Origin of the sequence: Streptomyces morookaense (assembly GCF_013030945.1) — a bacterium.
Classification (GTDB): Bacteria; Actinomycetota; Actinomycetes; order Streptomycetales; family Streptomycetaceae; genus Streptomyces; species Streptomyces morookaensis.
This window is the reverse complement of record NZ_JABBXF010000049.1, coordinates 1-14,676: the sequence shown is the minus strand read 5'-3', so window position 1 is coordinate 14,676 and position 14,676 is coordinate 1. Positions and strand designations below refer to the sequence as shown.

At 71.1% G+C, this 14,676-nt stretch carries 18 protein-coding genes and 2 pseudogenes; 11 read left to right on the top strand and 9 right to left on the bottom strand.

The features are described 5' to 3' along the window. Window positions 1–49: 49 nt before the first annotated feature. Both HG542_RS21510 and HG542_RS21505 read right to left on the bottom strand, forming a co-directional pair. Window positions 50–646, bottom strand: coding sequence for an alpha/beta hydrolase family protein (locus tag HG542_RS21510; protein WP_218039067.1), 597 nt, complete (start codon window positions 644–646; stop codon window positions 50–52). 267 nt (window positions 647–913) lie between these two features. Further along, window positions 914–1,186 carry a hypothetical protein gene (locus tag HG542_RS21505; RefSeq protein ID WP_229922791.1) on the bottom strand — a complete coding sequence of 91 codons (273 nt, stop codon included), beginning with the start codon at window positions 1,184–1,186 and terminating at the stop codon, window positions 914–916. A 288-nt stretch (window positions 1,187–1,474) separates the two neighbouring features. Here HG542_RS21505 and HG542_RS21500 point away from each other — a divergent pair, with 288 nt between their 5' ends. The 6 genes from HG542_RS21500 (at window position 1,475) to HG542_RS21475 (ending at window position 5,446) form a co-directional block, all read left to right on the top strand. Further along, window positions 1,475–1,816 carry an ArsR/SmtB family transcription factor gene (locus HG542_RS21500; protein ID WP_171084044.1) on the top strand — a complete coding sequence of 114 codons (342 nt, stop codon included), beginning with the start codon at window positions 1,475–1,477 and terminating at the stop codon, window positions 1,814–1,816. After that, window positions 1,813–3,630 (top strand): SulP family inorganic anion transporter, encoded by a 1,818-nt coding sequence (locus tag HG542_RS21495; RefSeq protein WP_171083914.1) that lies wholly within the window; start codon window positions 1,813–1,815, stop codon window positions 3,628–3,630. Before HG542_RS21500 ends, HG542_RS21495 begins: the two co-directional genes overlap by 4 nt. Next, window positions 3,630–4,085 (top strand): pyridoxamine 5'-phosphate oxidase family protein, encoded by a 456-nt coding sequence (locus HG542_RS21490; protein ID WP_171083912.1) that lies wholly within the window; start codon window positions 3,630–3,632, stop codon window positions 4,083–4,085. The genes HG542_RS21495 and HG542_RS21490 overlap by 1 nt, the downstream gene beginning before the upstream one ends. A 73-nt stretch (window positions 4,086–4,158) precedes the next feature. Beyond that, window positions 4,159–4,560 carry an STAS domain-containing protein gene (locus HG542_RS21485; RefSeq protein ID WP_171083910.1) on the top strand — a complete coding sequence of 134 codons (402 nt, stop codon included), beginning with the start codon at window positions 4,159–4,161 and terminating at the stop codon, window positions 4,558–4,560. A gap of 68 nt (window positions 4,561–4,628) precedes the next feature. Continuing rightward, the gene (locus HG542_RS21480; protein WP_171083909.1) at window positions 4,629–4,982 is read left to right on the top strand and encodes a zinc ribbon domain-containing protein YjdM; all 354 of its coding nucleotides are present in this window, start codon (window positions 4,629–4,631) and stop codon (window positions 4,980–4,982) included. Window positions 4,983–5,182: 200 nt separating this feature from the next. Next, complete coding sequence (locus HG542_RS21475; RefSeq protein WP_218039066.1) at window positions 5,183–5,446, top strand: SHOCT domain-containing protein; 264 nt, start codon at window positions 5,183–5,185, stop codon at window positions 5,444–5,446. A gap of 110 nt (window positions 5,447–5,556) precedes the next feature. Here the strand turns inward: HG542_RS21475 and HG542_RS21470 are convergent, their stop codons facing one another. Next, entirely contained in the window at window positions 5,557–6,492 is a 936-nt protein-coding gene (locus tag HG542_RS21470; RefSeq protein WP_171083907.1) for a LysR family transcriptional regulator, read from the bottom strand. 120 nt (window positions 6,493–6,612) lie between these two features. On the opposite strand from HG542_RS21470, the gene HG542_RS21465 reads away from it, so the two are divergent. Together HG542_RS21465 and HG542_RS21460 are read left to right on the top strand one after the other, a co-directional pair. After that, a complete protein-coding gene (locus tag HG542_RS21465) occupies window positions 6,613–7,857 on the top strand; it encodes an MFS transporter (RefSeq protein ID WP_171083905.1) in 1,245 nt (414 codons plus the stop codon). A 15-nt stretch (window positions 7,858–7,872) separates the two neighbouring features. Next, complete coding sequence (locus HG542_RS21460; protein WP_171083903.1) at window positions 7,873–8,481, top strand: cysteine hydrolase family protein; 609 nt, start codon at window positions 7,873–7,875, stop codon at window positions 8,479–8,481. 52 nt (window positions 8,482–8,533) lie between these two features. On the opposite strand, the gene HG542_RS21455 is transcribed toward HG542_RS21460, so the two are convergent. Both HG542_RS21455 and HG542_RS21450 read right to left on the bottom strand, forming a co-directional pair. Further along, on the bottom strand, window positions 8,534–9,085 hold the full coding sequence (locus HG542_RS21455) for a DoxX family protein (RefSeq protein WP_171083902.1): 552 nt from the start codon (window positions 9,083–9,085) through the stop codon (window positions 8,534–8,536). 177 nt (window positions 9,086–9,262) lie between these two features. Then, entirely contained in the window at window positions 9,263–9,706 is a 444-nt protein-coding gene (locus tag HG542_RS21450) for a DUF2231 domain-containing protein (protein WP_171083900.1), read from the bottom strand. 204 nt (window positions 9,707–9,910) lie between these two features. On the opposite strand from HG542_RS21450, the gene HG542_RS21445 reads away from it, so the two are divergent. Next, window positions 9,911–10,645, top strand: a complete 735-nt coding sequence (locus HG542_RS21445) for a helix-turn-helix transcriptional regulator (RefSeq protein ID WP_229922792.1) — start codon at window positions 9,911–9,913, stop codon at window positions 10,643–10,645. Between the two features lie 44 nt (window positions 10,646–10,689). On the opposite strand, the gene HG542_RS36295 is transcribed toward HG542_RS21445, so the two are convergent. Then, window positions 10,690–11,091 (bottom strand): ATP-binding cassette domain-containing protein, encoded by a 402-nt coding sequence (locus HG542_RS36295; RefSeq protein ID WP_171083896.1) that lies wholly within the window; start codon window positions 11,089–11,091, stop codon window positions 10,690–10,692. Between HG542_RS36295 and HG542_RS21435 the strand changes: the two genes are divergently transcribed. Both HG542_RS21435 and HG542_RS21430 read left to right on the top strand, forming a co-directional pair. Beyond that, window positions 11,090–12,631: a M28 family metallopeptidase gene (locus HG542_RS21435; protein ID WP_171083894.1), complete on the top strand. Its 1,542-nt coding sequence runs from the start codon at window positions 11,090–11,092 to the stop codon at window positions 12,629–12,631. The two genes, HG542_RS36295 and HG542_RS21435, sit on opposite strands and share 2 nt — an antisense overlap. Window positions 12,632–12,735: 104 nt before the next feature. Then, on the top strand, window positions 12,736–13,290 hold the full coding sequence (locus tag HG542_RS21430; protein WP_171083891.1) for a hypothetical protein: 555 nt from the start codon (window positions 12,736–12,738) through the stop codon (window positions 13,288–13,290). A gap of 49 nt (window positions 13,291–13,339) precedes the next feature. Here the strand turns inward: HG542_RS21430 and HG542_RS21425 are convergent, their stop codons facing one another. The 3 genes and pseudogenes from HG542_RS21425 to HG542_RS35295 all read right to left on the bottom strand — a co-directional run. Next, entirely contained in the window at window positions 13,340–14,059 is a 720-nt protein-coding gene (locus HG542_RS21425; RefSeq protein WP_308111479.1) for a helix-turn-helix transcriptional regulator, read from the bottom strand. A 229-nt stretch (window positions 14,060–14,288) separates the two neighbouring features. Continuing rightward, window positions 14,289–14,453: pseudogene (locus tag HG542_RS21420) on the bottom strand (GDP-mannose 4,6-dehydratase); the annotation flags it as partial. A gap of 117 nt (window positions 14,454–14,570) precedes the next feature. After that, window positions 14,571–14,676 (bottom strand): annotated as a pseudogene (locus tag HG542_RS35295) (transcriptional regulator); the annotation flags it as partial.

Genomic DNA, 14,676 nt, shown 5'->3' with positions numbered 1-14,676 from the left:
CCGCGGTTGCGGCGCCCGGCCGGCAAGCCGGACGCCGCTGACGCGCGCCTCAGGCCGACGCGTTGGCCGCTCCGCCGAGGTGCCGGGCGAAGAAGCGGACCGCGCTGTCGGCCTCGAAGCGGGGCAGTTCCTTGTGCTTGCCCGAGTTCACATGCAGGGACTTCTCCGCCGAGGCGAAGGCGTCGAACAGCGCGAGGCCCTCCTCGCGGGAGATGTGTTCGTCATCCCACTGCAGGTCGAACTCGATGGGGACGGTGATCTGCTCCGCGTAACCGGCCAGCACATGGGGCCAGTGCTGGCCGAAGACCGCGGCCGTGATCCGCGGCTCGGCGGCCACGAACGGAACGCCGATCGCGGTGCCCATGTTGATGCCCCAGAAACCGACCGGCCCATCGGCTCCGATCTCCGGCAGCTGCTGGAGGGCGTCCAGCAGCGCGTGGTACTCGGGCACGGCCAGCCTGGCCAGGTGGTCGTTGTAGCGGACCACGATCGGGCCTTCCGGCTCGCCGGCCGCCCGGGCCGCGAACAGCGCGGCGACCTCCCGTTCGTCGTGCTCGGTGCGCGGCCGGTCGCCGTGACCGGGCGCGTCGAGGACGGCCACGTGGTAGCCGCAGCCGCGCACCAGGCGCCCGGCCCGGCCCGACATGGCGGGGTGCTTCTTGTGGTTGCCGCGATGCTGTCGGCGGTGGACTCGGCGGTGAAGAAGAAAGCGTTCACGGCAGTTGCCCTTCGAGAGTGCCTTGTGAAGGGGCGCTCCCGGCGAGATCTACGTCAACCGCCGACCGTGACAGAAAGGGGGAGCACCCACGTGGGTACAGCGTTCATGGGTCTCACCTCCTCGGGTGGTGCCTCGGTCGATCGAGAAGCTATCAGCTTGATCATCACGCCCTCAGCCCTTTTCCCCGCCACGTGATCACGACTCCGGGCCGGTCTCGGACGACAGCGCAGGTGGCATACCGACCGAGCCGCGAGCACGCAGCAGAAGGGCCAAAGTGGTGCGCGCTTCGCGCCGCCTCGTCGGGCGCCGCGCGAAGGTGGCGGTCAACGCAAGAACAGTGACTGTTGCCGGATAGAGGGCAACACCGATCGCAGACAGAAGCCCGAAGTTCACCGGGCCACGCACCTTTCTCCCCCTGCTCAGGTACGCCCGGCCCTCCGGCCGGGGTGCGTTCTGCGTTTCCACCATACGACAAATATCAACACCCGCCCAGCAAGGGGGCGTTGGCATCATCAAGTGATATGCGCCCCCTCCGCTTCGCACCGGGTTCTCACTGGGCCGGTCGACCTGCATCGGCTCGACCTTGCCGCGGTCGGCGCAGGACGGACGCGACCGGTCGACAGGCTTAAGAATTGCAAAGTTCTTCAATTTGCTACATGATGTATCGGTCGTGTCCGCAGGTAGCCGCGGGCACGGCCACCGGTGTGCCCTCTGCCTGGACGGCGAGGTCGTGTGACGACGGAGATCGAGGTAGCGGTGTCGGTTCCGCTGTATCAGGCGAAGGCCCAGTTCTTCCGGATGCTGGGACACCCCGTGCGCATCCGCGTGCTGGAGCTGCTCCAGGACGGGCCGACGCCGGTGCGGGAGTTGCTGGCCGCGATGGAGATCGAGCCGTCCGCGCTCTCCCAGCAGCTGGCCGTGCTGCGCCGCTCCGGCATCGTCACCTCCACGCGCACCGGCTCCACGGTCGTCTACCAGATGGCGGGCGGGGACGTGGCCGAGCTGATGCGCGCCGCGCGGCGGATCCTGACGCAGATGATCGCCGGGCAGCACGAGCTGCTGGAGGAGCTGCGAGAAGCCGGGGTCGGCGGCGAGTGAGCACCGTGGCTGTCCGGGCGTGGTCCCGGGTTCGTTCCCTGCTGCCCGCCCGTGCCGATCTCACGGCGGCGTGCCGGGATCCGAAGCGTGATCTGCTGGCCGGGCTGACGGTCGCGATCGTGGCGCTGCCGCTGGCGCTGGGGTTCGGGGTGTCCTCGGGCCTCGGTGCCGAGGCGGGGCTGGCCACCGCCGTGGTCGCCGGCGCGCTCGCGGCGGTCTTCGGCGGCTCGAACCTCCAGGTCTCCGGGCCGACCGGGGCGATGACCGTCGTACTGGTACCGATCGTCGCCCGGCACGGCACCGGCGGCGTTCTGGCCGTCGGGCTGCTCGCCGGCCTGATGCTCCTCGCGCTCGCGCTCGCCCGCGCCGGCCGGTACATGCGGTATATGCCGGCCCCGGTCGTGGAGGGCTTCACGCTCGGTATCGCCGGCGTGATCGGGCTGCAGCAGATCCCCAACGCGCTCGGGGTGCCCAAGCCCGCGGGCGACAAGGTCCTGGTGGTGACCTGGCGGGCCGTCGAGGCGTTCGCACGGACGCCGAACTGGACGGCCGTGGCCCTGGCGGCGGGAGTGGCCCTGGTCATGCTGGCGGGTGCGCGGTGGCGGCCGACGGTTCCGTTCTCGATCATCGCGGTGATCGCTGCGACCGTCGTCGCCCAGGCCTTCGGTCCGCACGCGGCCAAGCCGATCGGGGACCTGCCGTCCGGACTGCCTGCCCCTTCCCTGTCCTTCCTCGATGCCGGCGCGCTCGGCTCGCTCCTTGCCCCGGCCGTGGCGGTTGCTGCGCTGGCCGCGTTGGAGTCGCTGCTGTCCGCGTCGGCCGCGGACGCGATGACGGTGGATCAGAAGCACGATCCCGACCGGGAGTTGTTCGGTCAGGGGCTGGCCAACATCGCCGCCCCGCTCTTCGGCGGCGTCCCCGCCACCGGCGCGATAGCCCGCACCGCCGTCAACGTCCGTACGGGAGCGGGCTCCCGGCTGGCGTCCCTCACCCACGCCGCCGTGCTCGCCGTGATCGTCTTCGCCGCGGCGCCCCTGGTCTCGCGCATCCCGCTCGCCGCAGTGGCCGGCGTCCTGATCGCCACGGCCGTCCGCATGGTCGAGGTCGGCTCGCTGCGGGCGATGGCCCGCGCCACCCGCTCCGACGGGCTCGTCCTGATCCTCACCGCTGCCGCGACCCTCGCCCTGGACCTGGTGTACGCGGTCCTGATCGGCCTGGGCGTCGCGGGCGTCCTGGCGCTGCGGGCGGTGGCCGGGCAGGCCCGCCTGGACCAGGTCCCCATAGAGGCCGACCTGATGAGGGCCGGCCTGACGAAGGCCGACTTGATGAAGGCCGATCCGATGGAAACCGGCCTGGTAAAGGCCGACCCGGTAGAGGCCGACCTGCCCGGCGACCACAGCGCCGAGGAACACGCGCTGCTGGCCGAGCACATCGTGGCGTACCGGATCGACGGGCCGCTGTTCTTCGCCGCCGCCCACCGCTTCCTGCTGGAGCTCTCCGAGGTCGCCGACGTGCGGGTGGTCATCCTGCGCATGTCCCGCGTGTCCACCATCGACGCCACGGGCGCCCTGGTCCTCAAGGACGCGGTGACGAAACTCCGGCGTCGCGGTATCACCGTGCTGGCCTCCGGCATACGGCCCGGCCAGCGGCAGGTCCTCCAGTCCGTCGGCGCGCTGGATCTTCTCCGGCACGAGGGGCGGGAGTTCGCCGACACCCCCGACGCCATCGCCGCCGCCCGTATCCACCTCCAGGGCGCCGGGGTACTGACCGTCCCCGCGCAGAAGTCCGCCGCCGTCACCGAGGAGACTGCCTGATGCGCTCAACTCCCGCACTGCGCCGCATGTTCGAGGTCTCCGGCGAGGAAGCCTGGTACCTCCTCGGCGACGTCTCCCAGGGGCGCGTCGTCTACGAGCAGCGCGACGCCCTCGCGGTACGGCCCGCCTCCCACATCCTGGAATACGGGCGCCTGATCGTCCGCACGCCGGTCCCCCACGCCGTGCTGTCCGGACGGGTCGGGGTCACCTACCACTGCGACGCCCTCCACCCCGGCACCGGCACCGGCTGGGCCGTGACCTCCACCGGTCTCGCGGAGCTCATCACCCACCCCGATGAAGCGGCCCACTACCGGCGCACTCTGCCCGGCTGGTCCCACGGCCCCCACGACGCACTCCTGCGCATCCACCCGCAGACCGTCACCGGCTTCCGCTTCGCCCAGGGATCCGACACGCCCGATCCCGCCCGTGCAGCGCGCAGGACCACGACACCGTGACGACGCCGTGACGACGCCGCTGCCCGGCCGGCTGACGGAACAGATGAGCACTCGCGAGGAGAGACCCGGACCCATGACGATCGAATGGCGCTACACCACCCACGAGGACGTGGGCGTCCTGTCCGTCTCCGGCTACCTCGGCGCCCAGGCGGTGAACCGCTTCCGCGGAGCCGTCGGCTGGGCGGAAGCACGCGGTACCGGCGCGGTGATCGTCGATCTGACGGCACTCCACGGCTGGTCCGCCGAAGGCCAGCGGGCCATCACCGAGGCCGCCGCCCGCCTCGCAGCCCTCGGACGCCCGCTGGAACTCGCCGCCATCCCCGCGGACGGCTCCCTCGTCCCCGACGCCGGGCAGCCGCACGTCCCCGTCCACCCCGACCTGCTCTCCGGCCTGGCCGCCCACCACGTCCGCCCGGGCGCGCCGGACCGGCAATGGCGCTCCGGCGCCTGGCCCGCGGGCACCGACGCCGACTGACGCCCCGGCGCCCCCATCCCCCCATCCCCCCATCCCTCCATTCCTCCATCGAAACCTAGGCTGTCACTGTGAACGAGAACCTTCCGCCGTGCCCCGAATGTGCCGGCGTGTACACCTACGAGATGGGCACGCTCCTGGTGTGCCCCGAATGCGGCCACGAGTGGACGCCTGCAGCCGCCGGAGCCGCGGACGAGCCCGGGGAGAAGGTGATCCGGGATGCGGTGGGCAATGTCCTTGCCGATGGCGACACCGTGACGGTGGTCAAGAGCCTGAAGGTCAAGGGCCACCCGACGGGCATCAAGGCGGGCACCAAGGTGCGCAACATCCGCCTCGTGGACGGCCCGGACGGCCATGACATCGACTGCAAGGTCGACGGATTCGGCCAGATGCACCTCAAGTCCAGCGTGGTCAAGAAGGCCTGAGGCACCGGACGCGCGTCGGCCCTCCTCTCCCCCGGCCCGGTGCGCGTCGCAGGCGTCCGCCTCCCGGCAGCGGGAAGCGCGCGACGTCAGTCCGACCTGTGCGGGGCCGAGTGGTACCGCATACGGGCCGGACGGCCCTCGCCGTCCGGCCCCCCGCCGACCGGACACTGGAGGGGAGACCTCACGAGGAGGTGAGGACGGTGATGTACTGGAACGGCGGCGGCTGGGCCTGGATGGCCTTCATGCCCCTGCTGTGGATCATCCTGATCGCCCTCGTCGTGTGGGTGGTCATCCGCGTCACGCACCACGCCACCGACCGCACCGGCACCCCCGTTTCCACGGAGCCGCCACGGGAGACGCCGGAGGAGATCCTCGACCGCCGCTTCGCTTCCGGCGAGATCGACGCGGACACCTACACGCAGGCGCGTGAACGGTTGGCCGCCCACCGCAAGGGGCCACGGTGACCGGACGGTGAGGGTGGACAACGCCGGCATTGTGCGCGGCGGTGAGCTCCCGGGCGCATCGTCCGACCTTGCCGCCGGCGGCAAGGTCGATACCGCAGGCCCAGCGGCGTTCAGCGCCGAATCACCCACCCCGGCGCCCAGGTCCCCGCGGCGTCATGGCCGGGCGCTGTGGCCGCGAGGTGGGCGCGGAGGGTGGCCAGCGCCGGGTGGGGGTTGTCGCGGTGCCAGAGGAGCGAGTGGGGGTAGACGGGCGTCGGGTCGGTCACCGGGATGCGGCGCAGGCCGTGGCTCGCGGGCCAGACGAGGCGGGTGTGCTCGCTCATGAAGGTGGCCAGGGCCGGGGTGTCGGCGACGGTGTCGAGGAGGGCGTCGGAGCCGAAGTTGGGGCCGGTCGCCTCGATGGTGAGGCCGAACTCGGCGACGAGGTCGTCGTAGTAGGCGGCCCACTCGCTGCCGGGGACGATACCGGGCATCCAGATCCGGTGTCCGGCGAGCTGGGCGAGCGTCACCGACCGGGCACCCGCCAGCGCGTGGGCGGGGCCGGTGAGGAGCTGGAGCGGTTCGTCGAGCACCCGGACGGACTCGATGTCCTCGGGGAGGGGCCGGCCGGGCGCGGCGACGGCGCGGAAGGACGCGTCGATCGCACCGGACCGGATGGAGGCGACGGCCGTCTCGATGTGGAGCAGCATCAGCACGTCGAGCTCGATCTCGGGGTGGGCGTGGTGGAAGCCGCGCATCAGGCCCGACGCCGCGCCGCGCGAGGCGATCACGTCGACGCGCAGCGGACGGCTGCCGGCGCGCACGGATGCGACCGCGCGCTCGGCGGCGCGCAGCAGATCGCGCGCGTGGGGCAGGAACGCCTGCCCGTCGATGGTGAGCTCGGCGCCGCGCGGCGTGCGGGTGAACAGCCGCACGCCGAGGTCGCGCTCCAGTGCGGCGATGCGCTTGGAGACGGCCTGCTGGGTGACCGACAGGTCGGCGGCGGCCTTCTGGAACTGGCCTGCTTCCGCGATGGCGGCGAAGGTGCGTACGGCTTCGAGGTCCATGCCGAGTCACCTTAGGGAACAACGGATGGTTGTGAAGAATCGGCAAGGTGGTTGTTTGACCAGCGGTTGTGCCGCTCGCTTAGCTCTCACCGGTCAACATCGGTTTGTTCGAGTGGGAGCATGATGGCCAGGAGAGCGTTGGGCCGGCAGTTCGGCTGGCTGTGGGCGGCGTACGCGGTGAGCGCGTACGGGTCCGGGCTGGGGTTCGGGGCATTACCGCTGATCGCCGTACTGGTGCTGCACGCCGGCCCCGCCGAGGTGTCCGCTCTGTCCGCGGTGGGGCCGGCCGTGGGCGCGCTGATCGCGGTGCCGCTCGCGCCGTGGGTGGAGTTCCGGCGCAAGCGCCCGGTCATGATCGCGATGGACCTGACCCGGTTCGGGGCCATGGCGACGATCCCGGTCGCCTACGCCTTCGGCCGGCTGGGTTTCGTCCAGCTGCTCACGGTCTCTGCCGTGGTCGCCGCGGCAAAGATCGCATTCAACGCGGCCGGCGGCGCCTACCTCAAGACCCTGGTCCGGCCGGAGAACCTGCTCGTGGCCAACGCGCGCTTCGAGTCCACGAATTGGAGCTCCATCGCGGTCGGGCCGCCGCTGGGCGGGGCGGCGATCGGCCTGTTCGGGCCGGTCACCACCGTGGTGGCCGACGCGCTCAGCTATCTGCTCTCCGCGCTGGGCATCACCGCGATCCGCGGCAGGGAGGAAGCCCCGCAGGCAAGCGAGAAGAGCCCGGTCCGGGCGGGCGCGCTGCTCGACGGCTGGCGGCACATCATGGGCGATCCCGGCCTGCGGGCGCTCTACCTCAACAACATGCTCGTCTCCGGTCTGATCATGGCCACCGAGCCGCTGCTCGCCGTGCTCCTCCTCCGCCAACTCGGCTTCCCGCCCTGGCAGTACGCCCTCGCCTTCGCCGCCCCCTGTTTCGGCGGACTCATCGGCTCCCGGCTGGCCCACCGTGTCGTGACCCGCCACGGCCGGCACCGGGTCTTCCGGATCGTCGGCACCCTGCGTGCCGTCTGGCTGATCGGCCTGGTCTTCGTCCGTCCCGGCGTCGTCGGCCTCGTCACCGTGATGGCCGTCGAGCTGGCGATCATCATCAACATGAGCCTGTACACCCCGGTGCTCGCCACCTACCGGCTCGAACGCACGCCCAAGCACCTCGTCGCTCGCACCCTGACTGCCTGGTCGATCGGCCAGCAGGCGTCCATCGCCGTCTGCACCGCGCTCGGCGGGCTGCTCGCCGACGTCACCGGCCCACGCACCGCTCTCACGGCCGCGGGACTGCTCATCCTGGCCACCCCGCTCCTGCTGCCCCGGCGCGAGCAGACGCTGCAGCACGAGCCGCAACCGTCCCTCAGCCCTTCCTGAAAGGAAGACATCCGCATGAGCACCGCCCCCGCCTCCCCCGTACTCGACCCCGCGCACACCGCTCTTCTCGTCCTGGACTGCCAGCCCGCGGTCCTGGCCGCTCTCCCCGAAGACGGGGAACGCGATGCCCTGCTCGACCGCATCGCAGGGGCCGTCGCCGACGTCCGGGCGCTGGGCGGCACCGTCGCCTGCGTACGTGTCGGCTTCACCGAGGCCGACTGGGACGCGATCCCGGCCGTCAACAAGTCCTTCGGCCCGCTGGCCCAGCACCGTGTCCTGCACCACGAGGATCCCGCCACCGCCATCCATGAGCGCCTGGCTCCCCAGGCCGGCGACATCATCGTGCGCAAGACCCGCTACGGCGGCATGTCGACCACCGACCTCGACCAGCAGTTGCGCGAACGCGGCATCACCACGCTGGTCGTCTCGGGCCTCAGCACGAGCGGTGCCGTCCTGTCCACCGTCATCGACGCGGCCGACCGCGACTACCAGCTCCACGTCCTGTCCGATTGCGTCGCCGACCCGAACCCCGAAGCCCACCGCGCCCTGCTCCACCACGTCCTGCCCTCACGGGCCCACATCATCGACACCGCCGAACTGCCCGTGCTGCTCCGGGCCGGCTGACCATCACGGATGGTGGTGGGCCGGACAGTCAGTACAGGCCGCCCGCAGCGAGTCAGAGGCTCAGCGTGATGGCGGCACCGATGCCACCCAGGCCCAGGGCCACGGCGGCTGCGGGCCATCCGCCTGCTCCCCAGCGGAAGAGCCGGTCGACGGCGAGCCGTCCGGGGCCGATGGCGGCGACGGCGAGAGCGACGACGGCGATGCACAGGCCGTATTCGACCCCGCCATCGGTGTCCCAGAGACCGTGGGCGGCGGTGACCGTCGCCATGGCATTGATCATCACGCCGATGAGGGCGGCGGCCGCGAGCGGGGTGAGCAGCCCCAGTGCCAGGCCGAGGCCGCCCAGGAATTCGGAGAGGCCGCCGATGACGGCGAAGACCTTTCCGGGGTGATAGCCGAGGAATTCGAATCCCTTGGCGGTGCCGGTCAGTCCCTTGCCGCCGAAGAGCCCGAAGAGTTTCTGCGAGCCGTGGGCGGCCATCAGCAGTCCGAAGGTCAGCCGGATGAGCAGAAGTCCCCAGTCGCGCGCGGACGACCACGCGCTGCCGGCGTATTCCGCCGATGCACCGGCTGGGGGTGACAAAGAGTTTCTGTAGCGCTTCATTGCGGATTCTCCTGAGAACCGATTCGCTCAACTGCCCCCGATACCGAGAGCGGTGAGCAGTACGAGGAGCACGGTGGCGACGGCCGGCAGTCCGTGCAGGATGACCACGGGGACGGGGAACAGTGCCGCGGCTGCGATACCCATGGCCAACTCCCTTGCGTTCCGGTGGTGTCCGGCCTAGGCGTCGCCGTCCGGGCGGTGCCGCCCGGCCCCGGGCACATAGCCCTCGGCCTGGGTGTCCTCGTCGGCAACGCGCACGCCGGAGCGGTAGGAGAGCTTGCCGCCGAGGTAACCGGAGATGCCGAGGAGCGCCAGGGCCACGGCGGACAGGGCGAGCATCCCGGCCGGGACCGCCTCGTGCGCCGGCTGTGCGGCACGGCGCCACAGGAAGTCACCGGCGTAGGCGAGGGTCACGACCAGATTCAGGCTCATGTGGGCGAGGCCCACCCGGAAGGCGCGCGTGCCGGTCGGGACGGCGCGCAGGTCGAGGAAGCCGACCAGGGCCGCCGCCAGCGCCCCGATGGGCACCGTGACCGGGATCGGATGCAGTGGATGGCCGTACGGACCGGCGAGCACCGCGCTGACGGGCTGCTTCGCCTGCCGCTGCGCCGAAGTGAGCATGGCAGCCTCCCGACCGTCCTCACCATCGAGCCTAGTCGAGCCCGTCGAGCCGATCGAATCCCGTCGGGCTCATCGGGCCCATCGGGACCGTCGGGCTATTTCACCAATCATTGTTGGCTTTATCCTTTCCGGCGGTCAAGAAGTCAGGCATACAGCCACCCCGAAAGGTTTCTGCCCAAACTCATGCGCGATAAGGTCGGTGACGTGGGATTGGACAACGCCTCGCTCACCTCGCTGGCCGTCCTCGGCGACGGTCTTCGCCGTCGCATGTTCGCGTTCATACGCAGCGAGCGGCGTCCGGTGACGCGTGAGGAAGTGGCGGACGGCGTGGGGGTTTCCCGGAAGCTGGCCGCCTTCCATCTGGACAAGCTGGTCACGGCCGGGCTGCTGCAGGCCCGCTACGAGTCCGCGGGCCTGCGCAAGGTCGGGCGCCGGCCCAAGGTGTACGAGCCGGCCGCCGAGCCGATCGCCGTGAGCATTCCGGAGCGCCGCCACGAGATGCTGGCGGACCTTCTCGCCGAGGCCGTGCTGACCGAAGGCCGGGGCGAGACGGCCCGCGATGCCGCGCTCCGTGTGGCCCGTAGGCGCGGGGAAGCGCTCGGCAGCGCGGAACGCGAACGGGCGCGCCCCGGGCGGCTGGGTGCCGAGCGGGGCCTGAGCCTGGCCGCCGGGCCCCTGGACGAGCTCGGCTTCGAGCCGGAGCGCGCCGCTCCCGCCCTGCTGCGCCTGCGCAACTGCCCCTTCCACCCACTGGCCGCCAAGGCCCCGGACCTCGTCTGCGGCGTCAACCAGGCGTTCCTCGCCGGATATCTGCACGGGCTGGGCAGCGACCGGACCACGGCAGTGTTCGCCCCGCGCCCCGGGGCATGCTGCGTCGAGCTGCGCGGGGACGACTCGGCCGGCGAGCCGCCGACGGAACGCACCGGCTGCGAACGGTGAGCGACGGCCGGCCGCTCCTTCGCCCCTTGCCCGGCTCTCGCCCTTCACTCCGACCGGTTGACGGTCCGCCGTCCCGCCGGTGAGCCGGTGAGCCGGTGAGCAGACGTCGAGCATGCCGGTCGTGGATGCCGACGCCGCAGCACGACCCGGTCGGCGGCCCGCGCGGTGAGCGGGTGGTGCGAGATGAGGGTCGTGGTCCGGCCGGCCATGAACAGCCGGAGCGGTCCGGGCAGGCGGCGGGCGGACTCCGCGTCGAGGCTTGTGGTCGGCTCGTCCAGCACGAGGACGGGTGCGTCGCGGATCATGGCCCGCGCGATGGCCAGGCGTTGGCACTGCCCGCCGGAGAGCAGGAAGGTCTCGACCGATTCGACGGGCGTCGCCGCCCGGTCTGCGGGCCGAAACCGAACCTTGCGGGGGTGCTGAGGCGGACGTGACGATAGCGCCATGACGCAGCCGGGCGAGGACGCAGGCAACAGACACAGCGGTCACGACGGGAACAGCAGTCACGACGGGAACAGCGGACGGGGTGCGGCACGGCGCACCGTGCTCGGTGCGGCCACGCTCGGTGCGGCCACGCTCGGTGCGGCCACGCTCGGTGCGGCCGCCCTCGGGCTGCCGTCGGCGGCGGCCGCGTCGTCGGCCGCGGGCGGCCCCGCCCCCTCCGGGCCGGCGCGGCCCGCGGGACCCGCCTGCCGCCGCCCCACCGAACAGCCCCCTCCGCGCGAACTCCGTTCCCTGCTGCGGGAGATCGACCCGCACCGTATCGAGGCGACCGTCCGCAAACTGGTCTCCTTCGGCACCCGGCACACCCTGTCCGCCCAGGACGATCCCGTACGCGGCGTCGGTGCGGCCCGCGACTGGCTCCTCGCCGAGCTGCGCCGCAGCGCACAGGCCTCCGGTGGCCGGATGACCGTGGAGCTCCAGTCGTACGTCCAACAGCCCGCGCCCCGTGTCCCGGTGGCGACCACGATCACCAACGTCGTGGCCACGCTGCGGGGTTCGGTCACGCCCGACCGGATCTATGTGGTCTCGGGGCACTACGACTCGCGGAACAGCGACCCCATGAACGCGACCGGCGACGCGCCCGGCGCCGACGACGACGCCTCAGGGGTGGCCGTCGTCCTGGAGCTGGCCCGGGTCTTCGCGACCCGGCGGCCCGCCGCGACCGTGGTGTTCGCGGCGGTGGCGGGCGAGGAGCAGGGGCTGTACGGGTCCGGGTACATGGCCCGGACGTACCGGGGCCGGCAGGCCGATGTGCAGGGCATGTTCACCAACGACATCGTGGGGAGTCCGACCGCCGAGGACGGTTCGCGCGACCCGCACACGATCCGGCTGTTCGCCGAGGGGGTGCCGACCTCGGAGACACCGGAGCAGGCCGAGGTGCGGCGCTCGGTGGGCGGGGAGAACGACTCGCCCTCGCGCCAGCTGGCCCGGTTCGTCCGGGACACCGCCGAGAACGATGCGACGGGGATGCGGGTGCGTGTGGTGTACCGCCGCGACCGGTATCTGCGCAGCGGCGACCACGTCCCGTTCCTCCAACAGGGCTTTCCCGCGGCGCGGTTCACCGAGCCCGCCGAGAACTACGCGCACCAGCACCAGGACGTACGGGTGGTGGAGGGCAAGCAGTACGGCGACCTGCCCGAGTTCTGCGACTTCGGCTTCATCGCCCGGGTGGCCCGGGTGAACGGGGCCGCCCTGTGGTCGCTCGCCCAGGCCCCCGGCACGCCGCGTGGCGCGGTGATCCGCACCACCGCTCTCGGCAACTCGACCGAACTGGCATGGGAACGCGGCCCGGAGCCGGACATCGCCGGGTACGAGGTGGTGTGGCGGGAGACGACGGAGCCGGAGTGGACCCACGTCGTCCCGGCCGGGAACACGAACCGGCACACCGTCGCCTTGTCCAAGGACAACGTGTTCTTCGGCATCCGCGCGCTCAACCGTTCCGGTCTGCGCAGCCCGGTCGCCTTCTGCGCACCTCAGGCGTGAGGTCCCGTGGGTGGGGGCCTTCCCCTCTCCTTCTCCTTCCCGCCGACCAGGCCCGGCCGGTCTGAGTACGCATACTCAGGCGCCACCCGGCCGAAGACGCGAGGATGCCCGGCATGAAGAGACGGAGCACGCTTGCCTGTTCGGTGACTGTCGCGGTAACAGTGCTGGGGGCCGCTGGGTGCGGCAAGCTGGAGGACAAGATCTTCCAGAACTACAACCCACCGGTCTCCCAGCGTTCCACGGGGACGGAGACGGAGACCTCGCCGCCGGTGAAGCCGAGGAAGACGGACCAGGAGGTTCCCAACTACTGGGACAACAACCGGCACAAGTGGCCGCAGGACATGAGCTCCGAGGACGAGGCCGTGGCGCAGCAGATCGCGAGTGGGGTGAAGGCACGGCTGGAGGCATTGCGAGAGCAGGGCAGGATCAGCCCTGATGAAGTACGTCCGGTCCTTGAACAGGCCGCCGGAGGGCGCCGCGTAGTGGCGGGGAATCTCGTGGTCGGAGCGGCGAACAGGAAGACCGACGGTACGGCTTACGGTATCTGGGTGGGCAAGACGGGCTGCGTGACCGGTGCGGTCAACCGGGAGAAGGTGTGGGCCCATGCGAACGGCCGTTACATCGAGCACGGATGCCTGACGCCACCGGTCGGCCACTGAACAGCCTGCTGCAGGCTCCAGGACGGCCGCCTCCAGGGTGTTCGGCCCGCTACTTCACGAAATCGTCCACGACCTCCGGCGGCCAGACACCCACCTTGAACACGCCCATCGAATAGGCACGAGAGACCAGCGCGGCGCGATTACGCGCCCTCAACTTCTGCATCAGGCACTTCACGTGGTACTCGACGCCGTGCCGGCTCAAGTACAGGCGCGATGCCAGAGGGACGGTGGAGACGCCGCCGGCAACGCCTTCCAGGATGCGGGCGTCCATTTCGGACAGGAGTTTCTTCCGGCTGGTGACGACGCCCGCTCCTTCCCTGCTCCGTGTCGTGGGCATCATGATCACGATCGCCGTCGTGCCGGGCAGGTTGCCGCTCACCGCAACCGCCGTGAGCGGAACGTTGAACGCGGACTCCTCGCCCTCGCGCACGGCGATGACGGTGGTGGCGAAGCGCTGGCGCCTGCCTTCGAGCAGGTGCAGGAACTGGCGTATCAACGGCTGCTGGACGCTGGGGTGCACCAGGTCGCGGATGCTGCGGCCGCACAACTCCTCGGACGAGACGTTGAATTGCCGGCAGAACTCCTGATCCGCCCGCTGGAAGGTCAGGGCCGCATCGAGGCTGGCCATGCATACGCCGGCCCGGTGGGGCGGTTGCCCGTCCTCGTCCCGGGCCTGGGCCAGTGCATTTCCGTGCACCACGGAACCGGCCGGATCAATGAGAGTGGGGGATGCTTTCGTCAAGGGAAAGTCCCTTTCATCGAACTTCACGCACAAAGGCAAAGTGAAATGAATTCGAATACCGGATAACGGCCGACCGCTTCGGAAGGCGACTGCACGAGTCTCGCAGGGGGAGGTCCGCGTCGGGCATCGTGGAAAACCACGACTTCGCGGGGCCGATGCCGCCGGCTGCGTGCGGCCGTGGTCGGCACGAGGGTCCGGAAGACCACGTTTCCCTGCATCGGACCGTGAGGTCAGAGGTGCGTACAGCCAGCCCGGTCAAGTCACCGTGTACGAAGGACAGGTCGGGTATCAGCTTGGCCACCCGGTCCTTCCGCGGGTTGGCCTGCCCCCGGGTCAGGCCCCACACCTGGCAGCCCTCGGCGAGCAGATGGTCGGCGAGGTACGAGCCGTCCTGCCCGGTGACCCCGGTGATCAGCGGCAAAAGCCGTCACCAGCGCTCGGCAGGCTCACGGAACCACGGGGCGGGCCAGGGAATCACGGGGTCTTCGGGCGGAGGCGCTCCGAGTCCGCCTCCCGGGGTGCCCGGACCGGGCCCGCGTCAGGGGGCCGTGACGGCTGCCGGCTCCGCAGCTGCGTCGGTCAGCCCGAGGCGCAGGTGCTCGACGTGGTAGACGGCTTGGTCGAGGAGTTCGGCGACGTGGTTG